The following is a 22,051-nucleotide window of genomic DNA, read 5'->3' as shown; positions in this document are numbered from 1 at the left end:
GAGACGTCAAAAAAGTGTGATCATGTTAACAATGCAAACAGCGGTGGTAAACAAGCCCGCACACAATCGCCGGATTATTTATGACAAGTCACTAAACAGTATCATTGGAAAGCAATAAAAATCTGTAATTTCAACAAATTAACCGGCAAGCCAGACTTAATAAAAATCATTTTCAGCGGCCGTTTTTGAGCTTGAGCCCGCTTTTGCGGGCTGCGCCATGAAAGCCCCTGCAAAGGGTGGTAAGATCGTTTTCCTTCTAAAGATGAAACAACTGATTGATATGGCAGCCCGAACCCTGAAAATTGCCACTCGCAAGAGCCCCTTGGCCCTGTGGCAGGCCAACTTCGTCAAAGACCGGCTGGAAGCCCTGTACCCCGAGTTGCAGGTCGAGCTGGTGCCCATGAGCACTCAGGGTGACAAGATCCTGGATACCCCTCTCGCCAAGGTGGGCGGCAAGGGGTTGTTCGTCAAGGAGCTGGAAACCGCCATGCTGGAGGGACGAGCCGACATCGCCGTTCATTCCATGAAAGACGTACCGGTGGAGTTCCCCGAGGGGCTCGGCCTGCACACCATCTGCGAGCGCGAAGATCCGCGCGATGCCTTTGTTTCCAACCGCTTCGACCAGATTGATGAACTGCCGCAGGGAGCCGTGGTCGGCACCTCCAGCCTGCGTCGCCAGTGCCAGCTGCGCGCGGCACGCCCGGATCTGGTGATCCGCGACCTGCGCGGCAACGTCAACACCCGTCTCGCCAAGCTGGACGCCGGTGAATATGACGCCATCATCCTCGCCGCCGCCGGCCTGAAACGGCTGGAGATGGCGCACCGCATCACCGCCTTCATCGAGCCGGAACAGAGCCTGCCCGCCAACGGCCAGGGCGCGGTCGGCATCGAATGCCGCCTCGACGATCACGAGCTGCACGCCCTGCTGGCGCCGCTCGAACACCCCGAGACCCGCATCCGGGTACTGACCGAACGCGCCATGAACCGCGCCCTGCAGGGGGGCTGTCAGGTCCCTATCGGGGCCTACGCCCTGGTGCAGGGGGAAGAAGTGTGGCTGCGCGGCCTGGTGGGCAGCCCGGATGGCAGCCGCGTCATCCGCGACGAGATCCGCGGCCCGCTGGCCGACGGCGAGGCCCTTGGCCACACCCTGGCCCAGCGTCTGCTGGCCGATGGTGCCGATGTCATCCTGGCCGAGGTCTACCGGGCATGATCCCGCTGGTGGTGCGCCCGGCCGCCCAGGCCGCCGAGCTGGCGGCACTGCTGCGCCAGCACGGCCACGCACCGCTCTGCTGCCCGCTGCTGGAAACCGTGGCGGGCAGCGAACTGCACCGCCTGCCCGAACTGCTGCCCCAGGCCGACATCGTCATCGCTGTCAGCATGCATGCAGTTCATTTCACTCATCATTTTCTGTTGCAAACTGGTCAGACCTGGCCAAATATTGACTACTTTGCGGTCGGCCAGGCCAGCGCGGATGCCTTCGCCGAGGTGGGCATCCAGGCCTTGAGCCCGGACGATCCGCGCAGCGAAGGGCTGCTGGCCCTGCCCGGCCTGCAACAGGTGAACGGCAAGCAGGTGCTGATCCTGCGCGGCAATGGCGGCCGGGATCTCATCGCCCGGACGCTGGCCTCACGCGGCGCACTGGTGCACTATTGTGCGGCCTATGAGCGCCACTACCCCGCACTGGACGGGGACGCATTGACTCGCCACTGGCAGGCGGCCGGGCTCGACAGCCTGCTCGTCACCAGCGGTGAACTGCTGCAACGGCTGCTGGAGCTGGTCCCGGACCAACAGCAGCCCTGGCTGCACGACCGCCTGCTGGTGGTGCCCAGCCCGCGGGTGGCCGAGATGGCCGCAGCGGCGGGCTTTACCCATATCACGATTGCCCAGGGTGCATCCAACCAGGCCCTGACGGCCGCTCTGGAACTGAGGAAGATGGAATGACTGAACAGCAAGAAGTCCAGCCGAGTGCCGCGGCCTCCGTGGCCGACAACAAGCAACCCGGCCAGAAGGCCAACAACAAGAAGAGCAGCTCGGGTGCTGTGGTCGGCGGCATCGCCATCCTGCTGGCCCTCGGCCTGACCGGCGGCCTCTATCTGCACGGCCACAAGAGTGCCGTGGCCCAGCAGGGCGAGCTGAACCAGCTCAAGCTGCAACTGGCCGAGGCCATGAACAAGCTTGACCAGAGCAACAGCAAGGATGGCGAGCAGCTGGCCGCCCTTGGCAAGCAGCAGCAACTGCTGCAGGACGAGCTCAAGGGGTTGCAGACCCGGGTGCTGGATCTCAACGACAAGCGCCCCAATGACTGGATGCTGGCCGAATCCGAATACCTGGTGCGGATGGCCGGTCGCAAGCTGTGGCTGGAACATGACCTCGTCTCCGCCATCACACTGCTCGGCAATGCCGACGAGCGCATCAAGGCGCTCAACGATCCCAGCCTGATGCCCATCCGCAAGGCGCTGGCCGAAGACATCGCCCAGCTCAAGGGGATGCCGCGCATCGACCGCGAAGGGCTGACCCTGAAGCTGGCCGCCCTCTCCGATCAGATCGAGCTGCTGCCGCTCTCCACCGTCAGCATGCCGGAAGCCAAGAGCGAGCCCGATCAGGCCGTCAGCACCAACCCGGACGAGTGGGAGAGCAATCTCAAGAAGAACTGGGTCAAGTTCACCGAGAACTTCATCACCATCCGCCGTCGTGACGGCGCGGTGGAGGCCCTGCTCTCCCCGCAGCAGGAGATCTTCCTGCGCGAGAACCTCAAGACCAAGCTGCTGCAGGCCCAGCTCGCCGTCTACCGCGAGCAGCAGGCTCTCTATGACGACAGCCTGGACAAGGCCCAGCGCTGGCTGACCCAGTATTTCGACACCGACAACAGCGCCACCCACTACATGCAGTCCGAGCTGGACAAACTCAAGGGGGAGCAGATCCAGTTCAACTATCCGGATCGTTTCAAGACCCAGGCCATGCTGGAAGAGGTGCTGACCGAGCGCCTGCAGCGCATTCTGGCCAGCAACTGAGGAGGGCACCATGATTCGTCTGATTGTACTGGTGGCCGCCATGGTGGCCGGCCTCATCTTCGGCCCGCAGGCCTCCGGCAACAAGGGCTATGTGCTGATCTCGCTGGGCAACTATACGGTTGAATCTTCGGTCACCAGTGCGGTGATCCTGGCGGTGCTGTTCTACGGTGCCCTGCTCATCGTCGAGTGGCTGCTGGGCCGGGTATTCGGCCTGCGCCGCAAGACCCTGGGCTGGTACGGCTCGCGCCGGCGCCGCAAGGCCAACCAGCAGACCGTGGCCGCCACCCTGGCCATGGCCGAGGGGCACTACAGCCAGGCCGAGAAGCTGATGCTCAAGGGCGCCAGCAACAGCGACACCCCGCTGCTCAACTACCTGAGCGCCGCCAAGGCAGCCCAGGCCCGTGGCGATGACGTGCGCCGGGACCAATACCTGCAAAAGGCGCAGGAGGAGAACCCCAAGGCCGAGCTGGCGCTGACCCTGACCCAGACCCAGCTGCAGATCGAGCAGGGCCAGTACGACACCGCGCTGGCCATGCTGGAATCCGTCTACGCTCTCAACCCGCGCCACCCCATGGTGCTGGACCAGCTGCGCCAGGTGCACCTGGCCCGCGAGGACTGGGCTGCCCTCATCGACCTCATCCCGGTGCTGCACAAGGTGGGCAAACTGACCCCCAAACAGGAAGAGGATCTGCTGCAGCAGGCCTGGCGTGGTCGCCTCAACGCCGCCAGCGGTGCCCTCGAGACCCTGCGCCCGATCTGGCAGGAGCTGCCGCGCAAGCTGCGCCAGGATCCGGATCTGCTGGCCGCCTATGGCGATCGCCTGCGCCAGCTGGGGGCCGACAATGAGGCCGCCGAGCTGTGGCTGGATGCGCTGCGCAAGCAGGTCTCGCCCCAGCTGCTGGCCCGCCTGCCCAAGCTCAGGCTCGACAGCTACCAGCCGATGCTGACCCTGCTGCAGAAAATCCAGGATCAACCGGGCGTCGATGCGGCGCTGGCCCAGGTCTACCTGCTGGCCGGTCAGCTGGACGACGCCCAGCGCCTGCTGGAGCAGGAGGTAGCGAAGGCGCCGAACGCCGCCGTCTACCACGCCCTCGGTCAGGTGATGGACAAGCGCCGCCTCACCAACAAGGCCAACGAGTACTACCGCCAGGCATTGCAGCTGGCCGACGTCTGATGTCCGTTCGTCACGAAATAAAAAGAGGCCGCAGTTGCGGCCTCTTTTTATTGGGATTGTTCCGAATGGCTGCTCTCCCTTCTCCCCTCGTGGGAGAAGGGTCGGGGATGAGGGGGAAACCAGCAACCACTCTCTCCCTGTGGGAGAGGGTCAGCCTCAGGCCGTCATTCGCTCCAGTTCACCGATGAGCCAGATAGCCTCCTCCCGGTGATAGCCGCACACGTCCTGCATGGGACGAAAGCCGCCACACACCGCCGGCCGCTCGGGCTGGCCGAAGATCTTGCAGCCCAGCCGCGCATCGAGCTGCACGCAAGGCACGCCGGCCGGTTTGCCGTCGGGCATGCCGGGAATGGCACTGCTGATACTGGGGGCGATGCAGCAGGCACCGCAACCTTGACGACATTCCATGTGATGCTTTCCTCGGCAGGGCGAACCAGTTTAGCAAAGGGCGGGGATTTTCCTCACTGTTATCCCGGCCCCGCCATGAAATAGTCCCCTTGCAAGCAGACAACAAAAAGCCCGACAGCGTCGGGCTTTTCAGGCGGTACCATGGGGGTTGCCCCGCGCGCATCCTGATTAGAGGATAATGTCGCGTACCACGCTGTCTTTGCGATCCAGGAAGTGGATCGACTTGATGCGGCGGATGGTCCGCGATTTGCCACGGATCAGCAGGGTCTCGGTGGTCGCCATGACGCCGTCGCTGGTGATGCCGTCCAGCAGATCACCCTTGGTGATGCCGGTGGCCGAGAAGATGACGTTGTCATTCTTGGCCAGGTCTTCCAGCTTGAGCACCTTGCTCACGTCGATGCCGAGTGCCTCGCAGCGGGCAATTTCCTGCTCGCCCAGCGCACGCACTTCCGGGCTGTCGCCCTTGACCTGATGACGGGGCACCAGGCGGGCCTGCATGTCACCGTCCAGCGCACGGATCACCGCCGCCGAGATCACCCCTTCCGGTGCACCGCCGATGCCATACAGCATGTCCACTTCGCTGTCCGGCAGACAGGTGAGGATGGAGGCAGCCACGTCGCCGTCGGGAATGGCGAACACCCGCACCCCCAGCCCCTGCATCTCCTTGATCGCCTTGTCGTGACGCGGCTTGGCCAGGGTGATCACGGTCAGGCGGGAGAGCGGCTTGCCGAGCGCCTTGGCCACGGCCTTGAGGTTCAGCTCCAACGCCTGATCGAGGTCGATGGCACCCTTGGCCTTGGGACCCACGATCAGCTTCTCCATGTACATGTCGGGGGCCTTGAGGAAGGACCCCTTGTCGCCGACGGCCAGCACGGCCAGGGCATTGGCCTGACCCATGGCGGTCATGCGGGTACCCTCGATGGGATCGACCGCGATGTCCACCGCGTCGCCCAGACCCGTGCCCACCTTCTCGCCGATGTAGAGCATGGGGGCTTCGTCAATTTCACCCTCGCCGATCACAATCTCACCATCGATCTGGATCTGATTGAGGATATGGCGCATGGCCGCAACGGCCGCCCCATCGGCGATATTCTTGTCACCACGTCCGAGCCACTTGTAGCCAGCCAGTGCAGCCGCTTCCGTCACTCGGGAAAACTCGATTGCCAGTTCACGTCTCATCGCATATCCAACCTTTGGAGCTCGAAAACGGGCGGCATTCTACCACAAGGGCAAACCTTTGCGCGCAAAAGTGGCGGTTCGTCACACAAAACACGGCCCTTTCACCAATTTGACATCAAACCGCCACCGACACTTCACGAGAGTGTCACCCCGCTGTCATCCCCCCTGCCTAGCATGGCCCCGTCTTTTACAACAAAGCTTGCAACACAAGGGATTAAGATGAAAAAGCTGACTGTAGTGGCACTGGCTCTCACCGCGGCCTTCCAGGCTCACGCCGTTGAAGTTTACAAGAATGACACCACCACCCTGGATCTGTACGGCCGCATCTACGCCGGCCAGTTCTTCGGTGACAAGAAGGAAGGGGTCGACAGCACCCATCCGAACGGCACTCAGGAGTACAGCGACAAGCAGGGCGCCAACCAGTTCGTCCGCTTCGGCGCCAAGGTCGACAGCCAGATCAACAGCCAACTGAAGGCGCTGGCCCAGTACGAAGTGCAGATGTACATCAACGACAGCGAGAAGACCATCAGCGAGAACTCCGACAACCTGCGCACCCGTCTGGCGTTCGCCGGTGTTGGCGCCGACTGGGGCAACATCACCTTCGGTCGCCAGAAAGGGGCCCCTGGCTTCCTGGCTGACTGGACCGACGTGTCTCTCTCCGACGGTTACGGCAACGACGCGCTGGGCGCCAAGACCGACACCTTCGCCACCAACCGTGCCGGTTCCGTGCTGAAGTACTCCGGTCTGTTCAACGGCTTCCAGGTCGACACCAGCTACAAGTTCGACGGCGGTGACACCGAAGAGACCACCAGCAAGGACAGCGATGCCGCCTACGGCGCCGCCGTGGCCTACACCTTCCCGTTCAACCTGGCGCTGGGCACCGCCTACAACGTGGGGATCCGCGACAAGAACGGGGAAGAGGATGCCAAGCTGTGGCTGCTCTCCGCCAAGTACGACAACAAGGCCGTCTACGCCGCCCTGAGCTATGCGGACGGCACCGACTTCCTGGCCACCGGCAAGGATCACACCGGTTGGGAAGGCGCGCTGGGCTACAACTTCGAGAACGGCTTCGGCCTGATGGCGCTGTGGAACAAGCAGAAGGTGGAACAGGACGGCAAGGCCGACTATGACTCCATCGACTACTACACCCTGGGCGCCCAGTACAAGTTCAACAAGAACCTGCGCGTCATCGGCGAGTACCGCATCAACAACCTCGACAGCAAAGAGAGCGGCAAGCTCAACGTCAAGGATGACTTCCAGCTGGCGGCCCGCTACGACTTCTAAGTCGGGCCCCTCTGCACTGCGCGCGCCGGCTGATGCCGGCGCGCTCTTTTGCATCCGCGTCGGCGTGCCCTGCTCCCCATGATCTAGGCTCAACAGAACCACGACGAGGAGATCATCATGCCGCTACGCCTGCTCATCTGCTGCTGTCTGCTCTGCGCCCTGCCCGTCCAGGCGCTGACCATCGCCATGGTGCTGTGGCGCGGCGAGACCGATGCCGAGCGCGGCTTTCGCGACGAGCTGAACCGGCTCGGTCATCACCCCACCTTCGTCACCTTCAACGCCAATCAGGACAGAACCGCGCTGGCCACCCTGCTGCGCCAGCAACTGCTGCCCTCCCTCGCCGACTACGACTACATCTACTGCTTCGGTACCACCGCCACGGCCATGGTCAAGAGCCTGGTGGGCAACCGCAAGCCGTTGATTTTCAACATAGTGTCCGACCCCGTCGGGGCCGGCTTCCTGTCCGACGACAAGACGGAAAACCAGATGGTGGCCGGCACCAGCAACATGGTGCCGATGGCGCTGCAGCTCGCCAACGCCCGCCGCTATCTGCCCGCTGGCAAGGGGCTGCTGCTGCCGTTCAACCCGCGCGAGCAGAACACCCTGCTGACCGGCGAGCTGCTGCTGCGCGAAGCCCGTCGCTACCAGTGGGAGCTCACCACCTGGCGCATCGCGCCGGACAAGCGGCGGCTGGCCAGCGAGCTCAAGCGGCTGCAGCACGACGCCAAAGAGAGCATCGTGTTTCTCGCCGCCGACAGCTACCTGCTCTCCATCGCCCCCGAACTGCTGGCCGCCCTCAACGAGGCGGGCATTCCCACCATCTGCAGCGCCGAGCTCTATGTCGAGCACGGCTGCACCGTCGGCACCATCAGCAGCTATCGGGCCCTCGGCCAGATGGCGGCCAACATCATCCATCGCAACCTGCAGGGCACCCCGCTGCAGGATATCCCGCTGCAGACCGACCCGGCGCCGCGGCTGGTACTGGGCAAACAACTGGCCGAAATTGCGCCCTCTGCCGCCGACCACTGAACCCCTCATCCCCCTTCTTCCCTCCTCCCGTCACCTTGCCGACAGGGCGCCCTGTCGGCGGTGGCGAGCCATCCGATACCCAGTCCCGTCGCCAAAACATGTTTCTATTGCACAGCTAATGAAAATCAATATCATTAGCATCCTCCCGAATGGGAGAAAACAAAATAATTACAAATAAATCAATAAGTTCAGACCATCAGGTCGCTTCTTCAAGAGTCAACACGCAACATGCACACACCTCACCACCCGCGCACTCTGCTGAGTGTCGCCCTGCTGGCCCTGAGCGCCGGCGCACACGCCGAAGACGAGACCATGACAGTGGTCGGCAAACGCAGCCAACATGAAGAGGTCGCCACCGCGACCCGTACCAACACCCCGGCCAAGCTGGTGCCGCAGGCCATCGACAGCGTCAAGGCGAGCGAGCTGACCGCCTTCGGCCAGCCCACCCTGAGCGAGGCCCTGACCGGCATCCCCGGCGTCAACGCCAGCGGTGACACCCGCTTCGACGGGGTCAACATCCGCGGCTTCAGCGCCAGCAACGACTTCTACCTGGACGGTTTTCGCGACGACATGCAGTACACCCGCGACCTTGGCAACACCGAGCGGGTCGAAGTGCTCAAGGGGCCGGCGGCGGTGCTCTATGGCCGTGGCAGCACCGGCGGCATCGTCAACCGGGTCAGCAAGAAGCCGCAGAAGGGGCTGGAGTCCAGCGTCAGCGCCCAGGTCGGCAGCTTCGACAGCCGCCGGCTGGCCGCCGACCTCAACGGTGAAGCGGGTGAACAGGTGCAGGTGCGCCTCAACCTGGCTCAGGAAGACAAAGACAGCTTTCGCAATGGCGTGACCAGCAAGCGCACCCTGCTGGCCCCCTCCGTCAACTGGGAGATCAGCGACAAGCTGAACTGGCTGCTGCAGTACGAGCGCAACGAGCACGACCGCACCCCGGATCGCGGCATCCCCGGCGTCAACGGCCGGCCGGCCGACGTGCCAAAGGAGTATGTCTACAGCGATACCCGCCGCGACTTCATCGACGACGTGGCCCAGTCCACCCGCTCCCGCCTCACCTGGGACATCAACGATCAGTGGCAACTGCGCCAGCAGCTGGGCTACACCAGCCTCGACAGCCAGTTCGACAACACCTATGTCACCAGCGTGAAGGGAGATCAGGTGACCCGCTCCCGCTGGCAACAGGATCTCAAGGCCAACAGCCTGATCAGCAACACCGAGGCCGAAGGCCAGCTGCAGACCGGCCCTGTCGAGCACCGTCTGCTGGTGGGCTTCGAGCAAAACTGGCAGGAGCGCACCCCCAAGCTCTACCAGAACGCCACCGCGATCCCGGCCGGCAACCTCTATGATCCGGGCTCCCTGCCCACCTACGACGGCGCCATGAAGCTCTCCAGCGACGCCAACCACAAGGTGCGTGGCTACGGCCTCTATGTGCAGGATCAGCTCAGCCTGGGCGACTGGCACCTGCTGGCGGGTCTGCGCCGCGACGACTTCACCGTCACCAGTCGCCGCAACGACCTCAACAAGGAGGAGACCGTCTCGGTCAGCAGCCTGAGCCCGCGCCTGGGCCTGGTGTGGAACCCGATCGAGGAGCACGCCTTCTACGCCTCCTACAGCAAGACCTTCACCCCGGTGGGCGGCGAGCTGATCGGCATCACCCCGGGCGACAAGAACAACAACCTGGATCCCCAGCACACCCGGCTGTACGAGGGCGGCGTGAAGAGCGACTGGCTGGATGGCCGGCTGGCGACCACCCTCTCCCTCTACCGGCTGGAGATGTACAACAAGCGCAGCAAGGATCCGCTGGATCCCATCAAGGTGATCCTCACCGGTCTGCAGCGCACCGAGGGCATAGAGCTGAGCGCCCGCGCCCAGCTGACCGACGAACTCTACCTGCGCGGCGGCATCGCCATCCAGGATGCCGAGCAGGTCAAGGCGGACGCCGATCTGCAAGGCAAGCGGCCGATGAACGTCTCCCGCCAGAACGGCGAACTGTTCGCCGGCTATCAGAGCGGCAAGCAGGGCTGGTTCGGCGAGACCGGGGTGACCGCGGTGGGCGATCGCTTCGCCGACAACGCCAACACCACCACCCTGCCCGGTTACGCCCGCTTCGATGCCCGTGCCGGCTACCGCTGGCAACAGTGGGAAACCCAGCTGAGCGTGGAGAACCTGACCGATCACGACTACTTCGTCAGCGCCACCAGCGCCTCCCAGATCATGCCGGGCACACCCCGTCAGCTGCATCTGAGCGCCGCCTACCGCTTCTGATCCCCGCTTTTTCCCGATCCCTCTGGCCAGCGTTCGCTGGCCAGATTTTTATGAAGCACCGAGCGATGAAACGCAGAAAACTCCCCCTGCACAACAACAAGTGGGTGCGCCGCATCCACGCCTGGGCCGGCTTTGCCACCCTCACCCTGATGCTGCTCTACGGCCTCACCGGCCTCTGGCTGCAACACAGGGCCGTGCTGCCGCTGCCCGGCCCCCACACCGAAAAATCCAGCGAAGAGATAGTGCTGAGCGCGCCGCTGAGCAGCCCGGATGAACTGAAAAGCCTGCTGCAACAACGCTATCCAGCAGGGTTCGAGGAGGGGCGCGTCCAGCTCACCCCGCCCCAGACCCTGCCCACCCCCGACGGCCCGCTCACCCTGCCGGCCCGCTGGGAGATGCGCGGTGTCACCCTCAGCCAGAGCGTGGCCGCCAGCTATGTGGCGGGCACATTGCTGGTGCGCGCCGAACTGCAGCAGGCCAACTTCGCCGCCAGCCTCAACCGGCTGCACCGTGGCATGGGCACCGGCCTGCCGTGGCAGCTGGTGGGGGATCTGGCGGCACTGGCCATGCTGCTGCTGGCCCTCACCAGCCTGCTGATGTGGAACAAGCTGCACGGCCCGGCCGCGCGCGGCATCGCCCTGCTGCTGCTGGGCGCCCTGGTCACCGTGCTGGTGGCCCTGCTCTAGCGCGTTTACCGACGGCAAAACGGGATCTGTCTCTCGGCGGCGGTAACCTTACCCGCACCTCGGGTAACAAAGGGTAACCGGCCGCCGATGGGGGTCACAGTTGCCGGCCTGGCGGCTGGATGAGGATCGCCTGCGGCTGCTAGGGTGCGCCCTCAACCCAAGCGGCAAGAGGCAGCATGCGCATCTCCAGCATCGAATGCGGACGGGTAGTGGCCATCATGGCGGTGATGGCCATTCACCTCTCCCCCTTCAGCAACCCCTTCGACCCCACCCTGTGGGATGGCACCCTCTACTTCTGGCTCGGGGGTGTCATCAACCAGCTCTGCCGCTTCGCGGTGCCGCTGTTCTTCCTCTGCGCCGGCTACTTTCTGCAACCCGCTCTCGCCGCAGGCCACCCCCTGACGGTGGCGCTGCGCTACTGCCGCCCGCTGCTGGGGCTCTGGCTGGCGTGGAGCCTGCTCTACGTGCTGATCCCCTTCAACCCTCTCGCGGCGGTGAGCGAGGGCTACCTGCCAGCCATGGCGAGCCAGTGGCAGATGCAGCTGGGGGATCCGCTCAACGCCTGGTGGGTGGGCGGCATGATCCACCTCTGGTTCCTGCCCGCCCTGATGCTGGCGGTGCTGATCCTGGCGCTCTGCCAGCAGGCCCGTCTGCCCCGACTGGCCCTGCTGCTGGGCGTCCTGCTCTACGGGCTGGCCCTGCTCGGCGGTTCCTATGGCCCGCCGCTGCTGGGGGGCGAGTGGGCCCTGCTGACCCGCAACGGCCCCTTCTTCTCGCTGCTGTTCGTGGCCCTTGGCGCCGAGCTGCGCCTGCGCGCCTGGCAGCCGGATGCCTGGCGCTGCGCCCTCCTGATGGCGGCGGGGATGGGGCTCTACGCCTTCGAAGCCGCAGGCTTGCTGCATTTTGCCGCCGTGCCCCTCAACCGCCACGACTTCCTGCTCGGCTCCCTGCCCTGGGCGCTGGGGCTGTTCGGCCTGCTGCTGGCCAATCCGGGCTGGGGCCGGGGCAGCTGGCTCGAACGCCAGGCCCCCAAGGTGCTGGGCCTCTACTGCCTGCACATGATGCTGGTGGTGTGGCTGATGATCTTCGGCCCGCAGGGCAAGCAGGTGTGGTGGGAGCTGCTGAAGGTGCCGGCGCTGCTGGCGCTCTCCCTGCTCGGCTACCGGTTGCTGGCGCTGGGGGCAGCCAGTCGCTGGCTGCTGCGGGCCCGCTGAGGGGGACAGGGGATGGGAGGGAGGCCGATCCCTCCCCACTCAAGCCTGAATGGTGGGTTCAATTTTTATTCATCGAAGATAGATAAACTCCGGGACTCCTTAAACGCGACACCCAGGAGTCACGACCGTATGAAGTTGCTCACCAAGACGCTGTTCACCAAGCAATCCGGCCTTGTCCTCGTTCTGCTCGCCGCCAGCGGCTCCCTCAGCGCCGCCCAGATCACCAACAACAACATCACCGAAGCCGAGATCAAGGCCGCGCAGGATGCCTGGGGCAAGGCCCTGATCCAGATCAGCGACGACTACCGCAGCGGCGGCATCGACAAGGCCAGAGCCACCGCCACCGCCGTGCTCGACGGCGCCTACGGCTACCACCATGGCCCCGTGCTGTTCAAGCCGACCCTGGCCGGCGGCGAACAGACCTTCCGCATCAATCAGGAAGGGGCGCTGGCCTACTTCGTCGGCAACAATCAGGCCTATCCCGCCGACACCGGCTTCGCCCTCAAGAACTGGCAGAGCTACAACTACGACAACGCCGCCGTCTACATCAACGGCGACATGGCCCTCACCATGGGCAAGGTGCACCTGACCGACCGAGACAACAAGCAGACCACGGTCGACAAGACCTGGGGCTTCAAGAAGGGGGACGACGGCAAGGTACGCATCGTGCTGCACCACTCCTCCCTCCCCTACGCCGGCTAACGGCAACAGGCGACCTGCGGGTCGCCTGTTTTGTTATGGGGGTAGCAGTTTGGCCACTCGCCGGGTGACGACGGGGCCTGTGCTGTTACCATGCCCCGCTTGTAACGCATCCAGACGAGACACCCATGCAGATCCGCCCCTTCACCCCGGCCGACACCGAGGCCGTCCTCGCCATCTGGCTGGAGGCCTCCCTGGAGGCCCACCACTTCATCGAGCCCGCCTACTGGCACGCCAACCTGGCGCCGATGCGGGAGATCTATCTGCCCGCCGCCGACAGCCAGCTGCTTTGCCTGGGTGAACAGGTGCTGGGCTTCTACTCCCTGCATGAGAGCACCCTGGCCGCCCTCTTCGTGGCCCCCGCGCGGCAGGGGCAAGGGCTGGGCAAGGCCCTGCTCGAGCACGCCAAACGGCAGTTGCCGACCCTGCGGCTGCAGGTCTATCAGCAGAACCGGGCCGCGTGCGACTTCTATCGCGCGCAAGGGTTTCAGGTGGCGGCAGAGGGCGTGGATCCCCACACCGGCTGCGCCGAGTGGGTGATGGTCTGGCCGGCGCGGGATTAACCGGGCTCGCCGAGATGGGGTTCGTCGCGGGCCGCCCCCGCTTCACTCTGCGCCAGCAGATCGCCGTGGCTCAGCGCGAAGTCGTGCATCTGCTGAAGCAGGGGGAGCAGGGCGATGCCAAGCGGGCTCAGGCTGTACTCCACCCGGGGCGGCACGTCGGGGTAGAGGGTGCGGATGATGACGCCGTCGCTCTCCAGCTCCTTGAGCTGGGCGGTGAGCACCTTCTGGCTCACCTCGGGCAGGCAGCGGCGCAGGTCGCCAAAGCGCAGGGTCTGCACGCGCAGATGAAACAGGATGGCCGGTTTCCATTTGCCGGCCAGCAGGCGCAGCACCCGGTAGGCGGGACAGGGCAGTGAGGACAAGGGATGGCTCGCAAGTGGTTACTTTGCGGTAACTATGCCACGAAAATGTGCCTTCTTGCAGCCAAGATGCCGGCTTCCTATGATGCGGGCTTAGTCATTCAACGCCCACGAGAGGTTCACCATGCCCAGCCTGCTGCAGATCCATTTCAACTTCCCCGCCGAGCTGATGGGGTCGGCCCTCACCGCCGCGGCCATGCCGCTGGCCGAGTCCATCACCAAGGAGCCCGGCTTCATCTCCAAGATCTGGACCGAGAACCCACGCACCGGCGAGGCGGGCGGCATCTATCTGTTCGAGGATGAGGCGAGCGCCCTCGCCTACGCCACCATGCACGAGCAGCGGGTGCTCGCCATGGGCGCCAGCGCGGTGCAGTTCAAGCTGTTCGACGTCAACGAACCGCTCAGCCGCCTCACCCGTGGTCTGGTGTGATCCCCTCAAGCGACAAGCGGTAGCAGGTAGCCTGCTGCCAGACAAAGCCCAGCCGCCGAAACAGCCGCTGGCTGGGCAGATTGTCCGGTTCGATATCCGCCAGCAGGGTGGTGATGCCGAGCTGGCGGGCATAGGCGATCAGGGCCGTCAGCGCCTCTGCCATCCATCCCTCTCCCCAGTGGCTGCGAGCCAGCATGCAACCCACCTCTGCCTGGCGCAGACCGGCCTCGCTCGCAAAGCTGTGCAGACCGCAGGTGCCGATCAGGCGGCCGCTGTCGCGCGCCACCAGCCCCCACTCCAGCGACTCGCCGGCGGCCAGCAACCGCGCGACGCTCGCCAGCATCTGCGCCACGGTAGCGAGGCTCGGGAAAGGCGGCTCGCCGACGAAACGCATGACCTCGGAGTCCCCGTAGATGGCGAACAGATCGGTACTGTCCCCGGCATCCAATGCCCGCAGCAGCAGCCGCGGGGTCGACAGCGAGGGCAGTGTACGAGGCAGGGGCAGCAAGTCGCCGCGGTGCAAATGGCTCAAAACCGCAGGGTCAGGCCGATATTGGCCTGCCACTGGGTCACCAGCTCGCCGCGCACCTTGAACACGCACTGGTCCGGGTTGCAGAGAAACTGGCTGTTGTCGTTGACCAGCGAGCCATAACCGCGCACCTCGGCCCGCAGCGCCAGACGCTCGGTCAGGCGCGGCTGCACCCCGAGCGCCAGCGACATGGAGGGGGCCACCTCGCTGTCGTAGGCGGCAAAGCGGGTCGCGCCGATCCCGGCGCCGATGTAGGGGGCCATCAGGTTGTCCGACAGGGTGAGCGCCCCGGCGAAGTGGAGGGTGTCCACCGTCAAGCGATCCGGCTGATCGGGAGAGATGCGGGTGGACTGGTGGCTGTAGAGCAGCTCTATCATGCCGGGGTCATCCACCTCCTTGCTGATGAACAGGCCCCAGCTGCCGGAGCGCTCCCCCTGCAAGGACTCCAGCCGGGTAGCCACGGGCGTCGGTTTGGGGTCGTCATTGGCCTCGAAGTCGATGGCCGAGCTGTAGCCGAAGAACGGCGTCACCTGCCAGCCGAGGGCGGCCTCCCCCTCGGCGCTCCAGGCCTGTCCCAGCGGCAACAACAGCCCCATCATCATGATCCCTGCTCGTTTCATCACGGCTCCTCCGTGCGCTGCATCAGTGCCCGTCAAGCATATCAGAGCCCACTGGCCCCCATCCTAAACCCGGCCTGTATCAAGCGATTTTCAGCGGGGCGATCACACTCTGTCGCCACCACCGGTGGCCTGCCGAACAGACGGCACATCAGCGCCTGCGGTTATTCATCCCGGATTAACCTGTGCCACGTATGCTGGCGCGCAATCGGCTCATGGTGAGCCGGTTCAACTCACCAGAAGGACATCAGGGAATGGTTGCCGCGCAACTCAACGACCCCCAGAACAAGCTCTCCGATACCCTGCGGGCCACCGCCCACGCCATCGAGGAGAGCCATATCAGCCTGCGCCAGATGCTGGCCCTGGTCGGCGAACAGGGCATGCTGCTGTTTTGCGTGCTGCTCACCGTGCCCTTCCTGCTGCCAGTCTCCATCCCCGGCGTCAGCACCCCGTTTGGCTTGTTGATCCTGTTCATCGGCATCGGCATCACCCTCAACCGGGTGCCCTGGCTGCCCGCCATCCTGATGGAGCGCCGCTTCGCCGCCGAGCAGCTCAAGCCGACTCTGCACAAGGGGGCGGATCTGCTGGCCCGCATCGATCGCTTCATCCGCCCGCGCCTGCTGCTGTTGACCGGCAGCAGTACCATCAACCGCTGCAACGGCCTGCTGATCATGCTGGCGGCCCTGCTGCTGATGCTGCCGCTCGGGGCCATCCCCTTCACCAACGCCATGCCGGCCTGGGCCATCCTGCTGCTGGCCATCGGCATGCTGCAGCGCGACGGCCTGTTCGTCGCCAGCGGCTACCTGCTGGTGAGCGCCACCCTGGTCTGGTTCAGCGCACTGGCCATCGGCCTGCTGATGGCCGGCCAGAGCGTCTCCACCCTGCTCGGCTAACGGCAACACCAAGAAAAAGGGCGACCCATGGGTCGCCCTTTTTGACTTGTGCGGGATCCGCCGTCACAGCAGATCGTAGATAAGGGCCGAGATGGCCAGCAGCCCGATCACCAGCACGAAGAGGGTACTCGCCCCGCGATAACGCTTGAGGGCGGGCAGACGATAGATGGAACAGGCCGGCAGCAGGAACAGGATCACTGCGATGAGCGGCCCGCTCACCTTCTCGATGATCTCCAGCACGTTCGGGTTGAGGTAGGTAATCACCCCGGTCACCACGAACAGGATGACCGACGAGACCCGTGCGATGGTCGCTTCACGCAGCGACAGCCCCAGCCCCTGACAAGCACCATTCACCATGCTCACCGTCCCCTCGCTCACCCCCATGGAGGTGCCGAGGAAGGATTTGGACATGGCCAGAATCGCGATGAGCGGCCCCACGTAGGCGATCAGCGGATTGGAGAACTTGTTCGCCAGCGCCGACAGCACCGAAATATTGTCGATGCGGGCCTGCGCCATCTCGGCCTGACTCAGGCTCATCACGCAGCTCACCACGAAGAACAGCACGCTGCCGCAAATCAGCAGGCTGCTGCACTTGATGATCCGCTTGGCGCGCTGGTCGGCGCTCGCCTGACAGCGCTTCTTCTGCGCCGCACTGAAGGAGGAGATGATGGGGGCATGGCTGAACGAGAACACCATCACCGGCACGATCAGCCAGAGGGATTTCCAGAACGCCGGGTCGCGCCAGTCCACTCCCTGACTCTCGCTGAAGTAGGAGAGGCTCCACTGGGGCAGCAGATAGATGGAGAGACCGATGAGGAAGGCAACCATGGGTAGGGCCAGCACGCTGATGGCCGACACCACGATCTGCTTGCCTGCCAGCAGCACCAGGTGCAGTCCCAGCATCACCCCCAGCACCAGCAGACCGCGCGGGATCTCGGCATTGCCCAGCTGGTGCACCACAAAGCTCTGGATCGCGTTGGTGATGGAGATGCTGTAGACCAGAATGATGGGGTAGAAGGCCATCAGGTAGACCAGCATCAGCAGCTTGCCCGCCCGCGCACCGAAGTGCTCTTCCACCACGTGGGTAATATCCCCTTCCCGGTGGGAACTGGATAATACAAAACGACTCAATGCCCGATGGGAATAATAAGAAAGCGGAAATGCCATCAATAATATAAACAGCAAAATAACCGGCGAATTACTGCCAACGGTAATTGGGAGAAACAGTGTACCGGCACCGACCGCAGTGGCATATAAGCCCATGGTCCATACCGAATCACTTTTCTCCCATTTCAACTTTGATGCGGGATTACTCTTTTCAGCAATAGCAACACTCATTGCGATATACACCTTATTAATCTGTCATCTTTTATTTTATTGGCCCGTGTAATTAGGCTGGTGATATGCCGCGGCATATCGACCGGATCGTAGAAAAAACAAGCCCGCCTGCGATCAACATGATCACCAAGAGAAAACGGGGATGCCACGCTACCATCGTTGAAATCGCCATAAAGGTCAAGGTTAATAATTCATGACTGTTTGAATCGGATTGTTTCAAAAGGAAATAAGATGTGTTATTTCGGCCTCAAGATAATCAATTCAGCTCCGTCTGATAACATAACGACAAAACCTCGGTGAGTTGTTCAACAGCTTGAATAAGACCAGAGAGTGCCCTGTTAATATTAACAGCATCAGTTCGTCAATATCAGCAAAATATATGCTTGCTCGCATGACTCATTGATAGCCGGTTCATTCTGGATATGCCAAAGACAATCAAGCGATGGCCTGCCATTACTCAGCCATTTCGACGGCGGGCCACCGGGCAGTGAGCGACCCGGTTGCGGCCGGCCCGTTTGGCCCGATAAAGCCACTCGTCGGCGCGGGCCAGCGCCTGGTTGATCTCCTCCCCCGGCTGCACCAGGGTGGTGCCCAGGCTGACGGTAAAGGCGACCGGATCCGCCGGCAAGGCCGCCACGGCCGCCCGGATCCGCTCCGCCAACACCAGCAGATCCGGCTCGCTCAGGCCGGGCAGCAGGATCAGGAACTCCTCGCCGCCGCTGCGCACAAACAGATCGTCCGCCCGCAACTGGTCTGCCACGCAGTTGCAGAAGCGCTGCAGCGCCCGGTCACCCTGCTGATGGCCGAAGCGATCGTTGATCTGCTTGAAATGGTCGATGTCCAGCATAACCAGGCCGCAGCACGCTCTGCCGAGCCGTTGTTGTTGGCAATGTTCGAAGAAGAAGCGCCGGTTGTAGAGGCCGGTCAGTTGATCGGTCTCGCTCTGCTGCTTGAGCCGCTGCTGCAGCTCGTACTGGCGGGTAATGCTGCGGGTCACCCAGGCCACCGCCCGTTTGCCATCGTAACGGGAGGGCAGCGGCGCAATCTTGCCCTCGAAGCGCTGCGGGCCCTGCGGTCCAACCCCGGCATTGATGCCATCGACTTCAACCGCAGCCAGTTCATACTCCACCACCTGCACCTGGCCCGAATCCAGCGCCAGAGCAATTTGCTCCATCACCCATTGCGCCATGCTCTCGGGCAGCACATCGGCCAGCCGCTTGCCCGCCAGCGGGTTGCCATCCTGGTAGGATTGCTGCTCCATCCCGCCGATGTATTCGATGTAGTAGCCATCCTCGCTCAGGATGAAGACGGGATCGGGCAGCTGGGCCATCACTTCATATAGTTGTTTGACCGAGAGAGCCATGCCATTTCCTTTAAATCTGATTACCAACAGCCAAGATCAGACTGCCGCCTGCTCTGGTTATCGTACCGCGACAGGCTCCGTGCGGGTATTTAATTCAATCATCAGTAAGCATTTATCAAATAACTCAGTCACCTAAGTTTTCTTTACACACCAAACCATGCCTTGTACTGGCGAAATTCTCTACGGCTCACACCCCGATGCAGGCGCTGCTCACCGATATTCAAGCTACCTCACAGACAGTCGCTACGCCCGTTGTCTGCGGCGCTCGCATCCATTAGGCTGACCTTCCTGAGTCTGCCACTGACGGCCGACTCACCGACCATCAACCTCCGGCCAGACAAGTGCCGGCCCCCGGAAAAGGATCGTCCAGATGAAGAGAGTCATAGTGAAAGCCCGCTTCGATGCCATCAGCATCGAAGGAGAACAGCTGACCGTGAAGATTGCCATCCGCGCCCCCGAGCCGGACCCCAAGTCCGCCGGCGGTGACTGGCGCTGCAAGGTGAAGCTGGACGGCCTTGGCAACAAGACCTTCATCTATGGCGTCGATGCCCTGCAGGCCCTCAGCCTCGCCCTCAAGTTCGTGGAGAGCGAGCTGCGCGCCTTCACCGATGCGGGCTGGCACTTCTATCTGCCCGGCAGCCCCGATCACCCAGTCGACATGGCCGCCTGCTACTTCCCGCAGCTGTGACGCCAGGTTGCCCGCCCAGCAGGCTGATCGCCATTGAGGTCGGGCAACCACTTGACCACATCGAGTCTGAACGGTTATGGATAGAGGTCCCTTACCCGGCTCTGGAGAGACCATGCACCTGACCCCACCCCAACCCCCTGCCGAGCAGGATGTCGACGCACTGCGCAGCGGCCTGTCTGGCTACAACATCAGCCAGGCCGGCACCCACCTGCGCGAGCACATCGCCAGTTTTATCAAGGATGACGCGGGCAAGGTGCACGGCGGCATCACCGCCGACCTCAAGTGGGGTTGGCTGCACGTGGACTGGCTCTGGATTGACGAACGCATCCGCCAGGATGGCTGGGGTGGTCGCCTGCTCGCCACCATGGAGCAGTACGCCCGAAGCAAGGGCATCAGCAACTTTCATCTGGAAACCACCAGCTTCCAGGCGCTGCCCTTCTACCAGAAGCAGGGTTACCAGGTCTTTGGCGAGCTGCCGGACATGCCACCTGGGCATACCACCTATTTTCTGAAAAAGCAGGTATGAGGCCGCCGTCGCCACTCACCACCGAGAGCAAGGGCAAGGCCAAACCCAAGCTCCTCAGCCCGGCCTTGGGTGCACTGTGTCTGTTGCTGACCACAAGCCAGAGCGCCATGGCCCTGTCGTTGCACGATCTGAATCCGGCGTTTGCGCGTTGTGAGGCAAGCAAGGCCCGCCACAAACCCGCGTTGCCTCCCAAAGAGGATCGCTTCTGGTTGCTGGAAAGAGAGCAGCAGGTGACGGTGCTTGTCTACCTGCATGAGAAGAGCATGGAACGCTGCACCGCAGCAGAGGTAAATGCGCTGGCGATCAAGGCGTTTCATCAGGCAGTCGCCGGAGACCGCGCCTTGCTCGATGCCCTGATCAAGGCAAGATCCACGACGCTCACGCCGGCTCAGCAAGCACAGTTACAGCAAGTTGGACAGACAGAGCTGGACAGGCTGGCCAAGCTGACGGGCTTTGCGCACCCTTTCTCGCTGCTCGATTACCTCAACCTGCTGGCCCCGCCCAAAGCGTGAAGGGCTGACAAACCTGTCAGCCCTTCGGCATCCTCAGTGGCTGGCGGAGCGACTGCCACTCCAGAGCAGCTCGCCGCTGCGCAGCTCCATCAGGGTCATCGACAGCCGATAGCGGCTGCCCTCGGCCACCAGATCCCCGTAGAGCATGTAGCCGGCGCCGGTCTGGCGACCGAGCCGCACCAGGGAGGCCGGGTTCATCCTGCCCTGCTGATACTCAAGCTGACCGGTGATGGCCGCCACCTGACCTGGGTCGACAAAGCGAAAACCGCTCTTGCTCTGGATCCGCTTGCTCATGGCCGCTGCCATGGCGCGGGTATCCACCGGCTCGCCGGTGCCGTTCTGGGGCGGGGTGAGCAGCAGCACCGACTGACCGCTTTGCGCCAGCTCCCGCACCTCGGGGGCCTGCACAAAGGCATCGGCCATGGCCAGCGCCAGCCCGGTCGGCGCCACCGGTTTGGGCAGCGGCGCCCCGGCATCCGGCTTGGTCACCGGCTTGTCCGGCTGGCTCATTGGCTGGTCCGGTTCACTGACAGGAGCCTGAGTGCCACCGTAGGGATTGACCGCACAACCGCCCAGCAGCAGGGCACCCACCATCAACAAGGAACGCAGCTTCATCTTTTCTCTCCGCCAAAAGTCCGTAAACGGGCATCAACCATCGCCCGCATGGCGGAGCCCCTGCCCCGCATCTTCCTTATGCTAGAGACAAACCCCGGCGGGGTCGATGTGCCCACCACCACAGGGCGACAGAGACTGGCGAAGCGGAGGGCACAAAAGGGTGGCAAGGCTCCACCCGATTCCGTTAGGGTAGGTTTGCTCAAGCTTCAACAGGATAGTGTTGCCCCCCAGCTCCCAAGGTGGCTTGCTGCTTTTCTCAAGACGACACCTGATTTGGACTGCCACCAAACCGCCCTCGGGAGGGCGCAGTTACTCTCTGACAACGCAGGACAGCCAATGACATTCCAGCCCCTTGCCAACGACACACTCGTTATTCGCCCCTTCGAAGCGGGCGATGCTGACGAGTTTGTCCGCGCAGCCCACGAATCCATCGAGACGGTCGGCAGCTGGATGAGCTGGTGCTCCCGTTCATTTACTCGGGAGAGCGCGCTGGCGTGGTTTTCCAGCTGCGATCAGGATCGCGCGGCAGGACGTGCCTACGACATGGGCATTTTCTGCGTCACCATCGGCCAGCTCTTGGGTGGCGCGCGAATTCAACTCCGAAGTGCAACACCCGCCAAATCAAGCAACCTGTCGTAGTTCATCAAACACGATCTGCGGTTG

Annotated in this window: 24 protein-coding genes and 1 pseudogene; 17 read left to right on the top strand and 8 right to left on the bottom strand. The window is 63.4% G+C overall.

Going from position 1 to position 22,051, the window contains the following annotated elements; genetic code table 11:
* Positions 1 to 280: 280 nt before the first annotated feature.
* Genes hemC through PG899_RS16250 form a run of 4 tightly spaced genes read left to right on the top strand, consistent with a single transcriptional unit; the run spans position 281 to position 4,185 of the window.
* Positions 281 to 1,210: a hydroxymethylbilane synthase gene (gene hemC, locus PG899_RS16265; RefSeq protein ID WP_168756155.1), complete on the top strand. Its 930-nt coding sequence runs from the start codon at positions 281 to 283 to the stop codon at positions 1,208 to 1,210.
* Positions 1,207 to 1,941, top strand: coding sequence for a uroporphyrinogen-III synthase (locus PG899_RS16260; RefSeq protein ID WP_270697495.1), 735 nt, complete (start codon positions 1,207 to 1,209; stop codon positions 1,939 to 1,941). Before hemC ends, PG899_RS16260 begins: the two co-directional genes overlap by 4 nt.
* Entirely contained in the window at positions 1,938 to 3,011 is a 1,074-nt protein-coding gene (locus PG899_RS16255; RefSeq protein ID WP_270697494.1) for a uroporphyrinogen-III C-methyltransferase, read from the top strand. The genes PG899_RS16260 and PG899_RS16255 overlap by 4 nt, the downstream gene beginning before the upstream one ends.
* A gap of 10 nt (positions 3,012 to 3,021) precedes the next feature.
* Positions 3,022 to 4,185 carry a heme biosynthesis HemY N-terminal domain-containing protein gene (locus tag PG899_RS16250; protein WP_270697493.1) on the top strand — a complete coding sequence of 388 codons (1,164 nt, stop codon included), beginning with the start codon at positions 3,022 to 3,024 and terminating at the stop codon, positions 4,183 to 4,185.
* A gap of 156 nt (positions 4,186 to 4,341) precedes the next feature.
* Here PG899_RS16250 and PG899_RS16245 read toward each other — a convergent pair whose 3' ends face one another.
* Together PG899_RS16245 and glpX are read right to left on the bottom strand one after the other, a co-directional pair.
* A complete protein-coding gene (locus PG899_RS16245) occupies positions 4,342 to 4,593 on the bottom strand; it encodes a YkgJ family cysteine cluster protein (protein ID WP_016349241.1) in 252 nt (83 codons plus the stop codon).
* Positions 4,594 to 4,761: 168 nt separating this feature from the next.
* The gene (glpX, locus tag PG899_RS16240; RefSeq protein ID WP_016349240.1) at positions 4,762 to 5,772 is read right to left on the bottom strand and encodes a class II fructose-bisphosphatase; all 1,011 of its coding nucleotides are present in this window, start codon (positions 5,770 to 5,772) and stop codon (positions 4,762 to 4,764) included.
* Between the two features lie 219 nt (positions 5,773 to 5,991).
* On the opposite strand from glpX, the gene PG899_RS16235 reads away from it, so the two are divergent.
* From PG899_RS16235 to PG899_RS16205, 7 genes are all read left to right on the top strand, one after another.
* Positions 5,992 to 7,056 carry a porin gene (locus PG899_RS16235; RefSeq protein WP_016349239.1) on the top strand — a complete coding sequence of 355 codons (1,065 nt, stop codon included), beginning with the start codon at positions 5,992 to 5,994 and terminating at the stop codon, positions 7,054 to 7,056.
* A 117-nt stretch (positions 7,057 to 7,173) separates the two neighbouring features.
* Positions 7,174 to 8,085: an ABC transporter substrate-binding protein gene (locus PG899_RS16230; protein WP_270697492.1), complete on the top strand. Its 912-nt coding sequence runs from the start codon at positions 7,174 to 7,176 to the stop codon at positions 8,083 to 8,085.
* 228 nt (positions 8,086 to 8,313) lie between these two features.
* On the top strand, positions 8,314 to 10,356 hold the full coding sequence (locus PG899_RS16225; protein WP_270697491.1) for a TonB-dependent receptor: 2,043 nt from the start codon (positions 8,314 to 8,316) through the stop codon (positions 10,354 to 10,356).
* Positions 10,356 to 11,042, top strand: a complete 687-nt coding sequence (locus tag PG899_RS16220; protein ID WP_270697507.1) for a PepSY-associated TM helix domain-containing protein — start codon at positions 10,356 to 10,358, stop codon at positions 11,040 to 11,042. The genes PG899_RS16225 and PG899_RS16220 overlap by 1 nt, the downstream gene beginning before the upstream one ends.
* Before the next feature lie 176 nt (positions 11,043 to 11,218).
* Positions 11,219 to 12,256, top strand: coding sequence for an acyltransferase (locus PG899_RS16215; protein WP_270697490.1), 1,038 nt, complete (start codon positions 11,219 to 11,221; stop codon positions 12,254 to 12,256).
* A 129-nt stretch (positions 12,257 to 12,385) separates the two neighbouring features.
* Positions 12,386 to 12,958 (top strand): hypothetical protein, encoded by a 573-nt coding sequence (locus tag PG899_RS16210; protein ID WP_166464043.1) that lies wholly within the window; start codon positions 12,386 to 12,388, stop codon positions 12,956 to 12,958.
* Between the two features lie 125 nt (positions 12,959 to 13,083).
* Positions 13,084 to 13,518 carry an N-acetyltransferase gene (locus PG899_RS16205; RefSeq protein ID WP_270697489.1) on the top strand — a complete coding sequence of 145 codons (435 nt, stop codon included), beginning with the start codon at positions 13,084 to 13,086 and terminating at the stop codon, positions 13,516 to 13,518.
* Here PG899_RS16205 and PG899_RS16200 read toward each other — a convergent pair.
* Positions 13,515 to 13,880: a winged helix-turn-helix transcriptional regulator gene (locus tag PG899_RS16200; protein ID WP_270697488.1), complete on the bottom strand. Its 366-nt coding sequence runs from the start codon at positions 13,878 to 13,880 to the stop codon at positions 13,515 to 13,517. The genes PG899_RS16205 and PG899_RS16200 overlap by 4 nt on opposite strands.
* Positions 13,881 to 14,001: 121 nt before the next feature.
* Here PG899_RS16200 and PG899_RS16195 point away from each other — a divergent pair, with 121 nt between their 5' ends.
* Positions 14,002 to 14,307: a monooxygenase gene (locus tag PG899_RS16195; protein ID WP_270697487.1), complete on the top strand. Its 306-nt coding sequence runs from the start codon at positions 14,002 to 14,004 to the stop codon at positions 14,305 to 14,307.
* On the opposite strand, the gene PG899_RS16190 is transcribed toward PG899_RS16195, so the two are convergent.
* On the bottom strand, positions 14,288 to 14,830 hold the full coding sequence (locus tag PG899_RS16190) for a GNAT family N-acetyltransferase (protein WP_270697506.1): 543 nt from the start codon (positions 14,828 to 14,830) through the stop codon (positions 14,288 to 14,290). The two genes, PG899_RS16195 and PG899_RS16190, sit on opposite strands and share 20 nt — an antisense overlap.
* Positions 14,831 to 14,835: 5 nt before the next feature.
* Complete coding sequence (locus PG899_RS16185; protein WP_270697486.1) at positions 14,836 to 15,456, bottom strand: outer membrane beta-barrel protein; 621 nt, start codon at positions 15,454 to 15,456, stop codon at positions 14,836 to 14,838.
* A 251-nt stretch (positions 15,457 to 15,707) separates the two neighbouring features.
* On the opposite strand from PG899_RS16185, the gene PG899_RS16180 reads away from it, so the two are divergent.
* Positions 15,708 to 16,346, top strand: a complete 639-nt coding sequence (locus tag PG899_RS16180) for an exopolysaccharide biosynthesis protein (protein WP_016349228.1) — start codon at positions 15,708 to 15,710, stop codon at positions 16,344 to 16,346.
* A gap of 63 nt (positions 16,347 to 16,409) precedes the next feature.
* Here PG899_RS16180 and PG899_RS16175 read toward each other — a convergent pair whose 3' ends face one another.
* Together PG899_RS16175 and PG899_RS16170 are read right to left on the bottom strand one after the other, a co-directional pair.
* Positions 16,410 to 17,684 (bottom strand): amino acid permease, encoded by a 1,275-nt coding sequence (locus tag PG899_RS16175; RefSeq protein WP_024945675.1) that lies wholly within the window; start codon positions 17,682 to 17,684, stop codon positions 16,410 to 16,412.
* A gap of 457 nt (positions 17,685 to 18,141) precedes the next feature.
* Positions 18,142 to 19,047: a sensor domain-containing diguanylate cyclase gene (locus PG899_RS16170; RefSeq protein WP_270697485.1), complete on the bottom strand. Its 906-nt coding sequence runs from the start codon at positions 19,045 to 19,047 to the stop codon at positions 18,142 to 18,144.
* Between the two features lie 370 nt (positions 19,048 to 19,417).
* Here PG899_RS16170 and PG899_RS16165 point away from each other — a divergent pair, with 370 nt between their 5' ends.
* The 3 genes from PG899_RS16165 to PG899_RS16155 all read left to right on the top strand — a co-directional run bounded on the left by PG899_RS16165 (position 19,418) and on the right by PG899_RS16155 (position 20,773).
* On the top strand, positions 19,418 to 19,735 hold the full coding sequence (locus PG899_RS16165) for a DUF6968 family protein (protein WP_139389747.1): 318 nt from the start codon (positions 19,418 to 19,420) through the stop codon (positions 19,733 to 19,735).
* A 112-nt stretch (positions 19,736 to 19,847) separates the two neighbouring features.
* On the top strand, positions 19,848 to 20,261 hold the full coding sequence (locus tag PG899_RS16160; protein WP_139389748.1) for a GNAT family N-acetyltransferase: 414 nt from the start codon (positions 19,848 to 19,850) through the stop codon (positions 20,259 to 20,261).
* A gap of 107 nt (positions 20,262 to 20,368) precedes the next feature.
* Positions 20,369 to 20,773, top strand: coding sequence for a hypothetical protein (locus tag PG899_RS16155; RefSeq protein WP_270697484.1), 405 nt, complete (start codon positions 20,369 to 20,371; stop codon positions 20,771 to 20,773).
* Between the two features lie 33 nt (positions 20,774 to 20,806).
* Here PG899_RS16155 and PG899_RS16150 read toward each other — a convergent pair whose 3' ends face one another.
* Positions 20,807 to 21,388 carry a penicillin-binding protein activator LpoB gene (locus PG899_RS16150; RefSeq protein WP_139389750.1) on the bottom strand — a complete coding sequence of 194 codons (582 nt, stop codon included), beginning with the start codon at positions 21,386 to 21,388 and terminating at the stop codon, positions 20,807 to 20,809.
* A gap of 336 nt (positions 21,389 to 21,724) precedes the next feature.
* On the opposite strand from PG899_RS16150, the pseudogene PG899_RS16145 reads away from it, so the two are divergent.
* Positions 21,725 to 21,982, top strand: a pseudogene (locus PG899_RS16145) (GNAT family N-acetyltransferase); the annotation flags it as partial.
* Positions 21,983 to 22,051: the final 69 nt, after the last annotated feature.

It is taken from the genome of Aeromonas sp. QDB39 (assembly GCF_027707585.1).
Taxonomy (GTDB): Bacteria; Pseudomonadota; Gammaproteobacteria; order Enterobacterales; family Aeromonadaceae; genus Aeromonas; species Aeromonas hydrophila.
The sequence above is the reverse complement of the archived record's forward strand: the minus strand, read 5'-3'. Positions and strand labels throughout refer to the sequence as shown.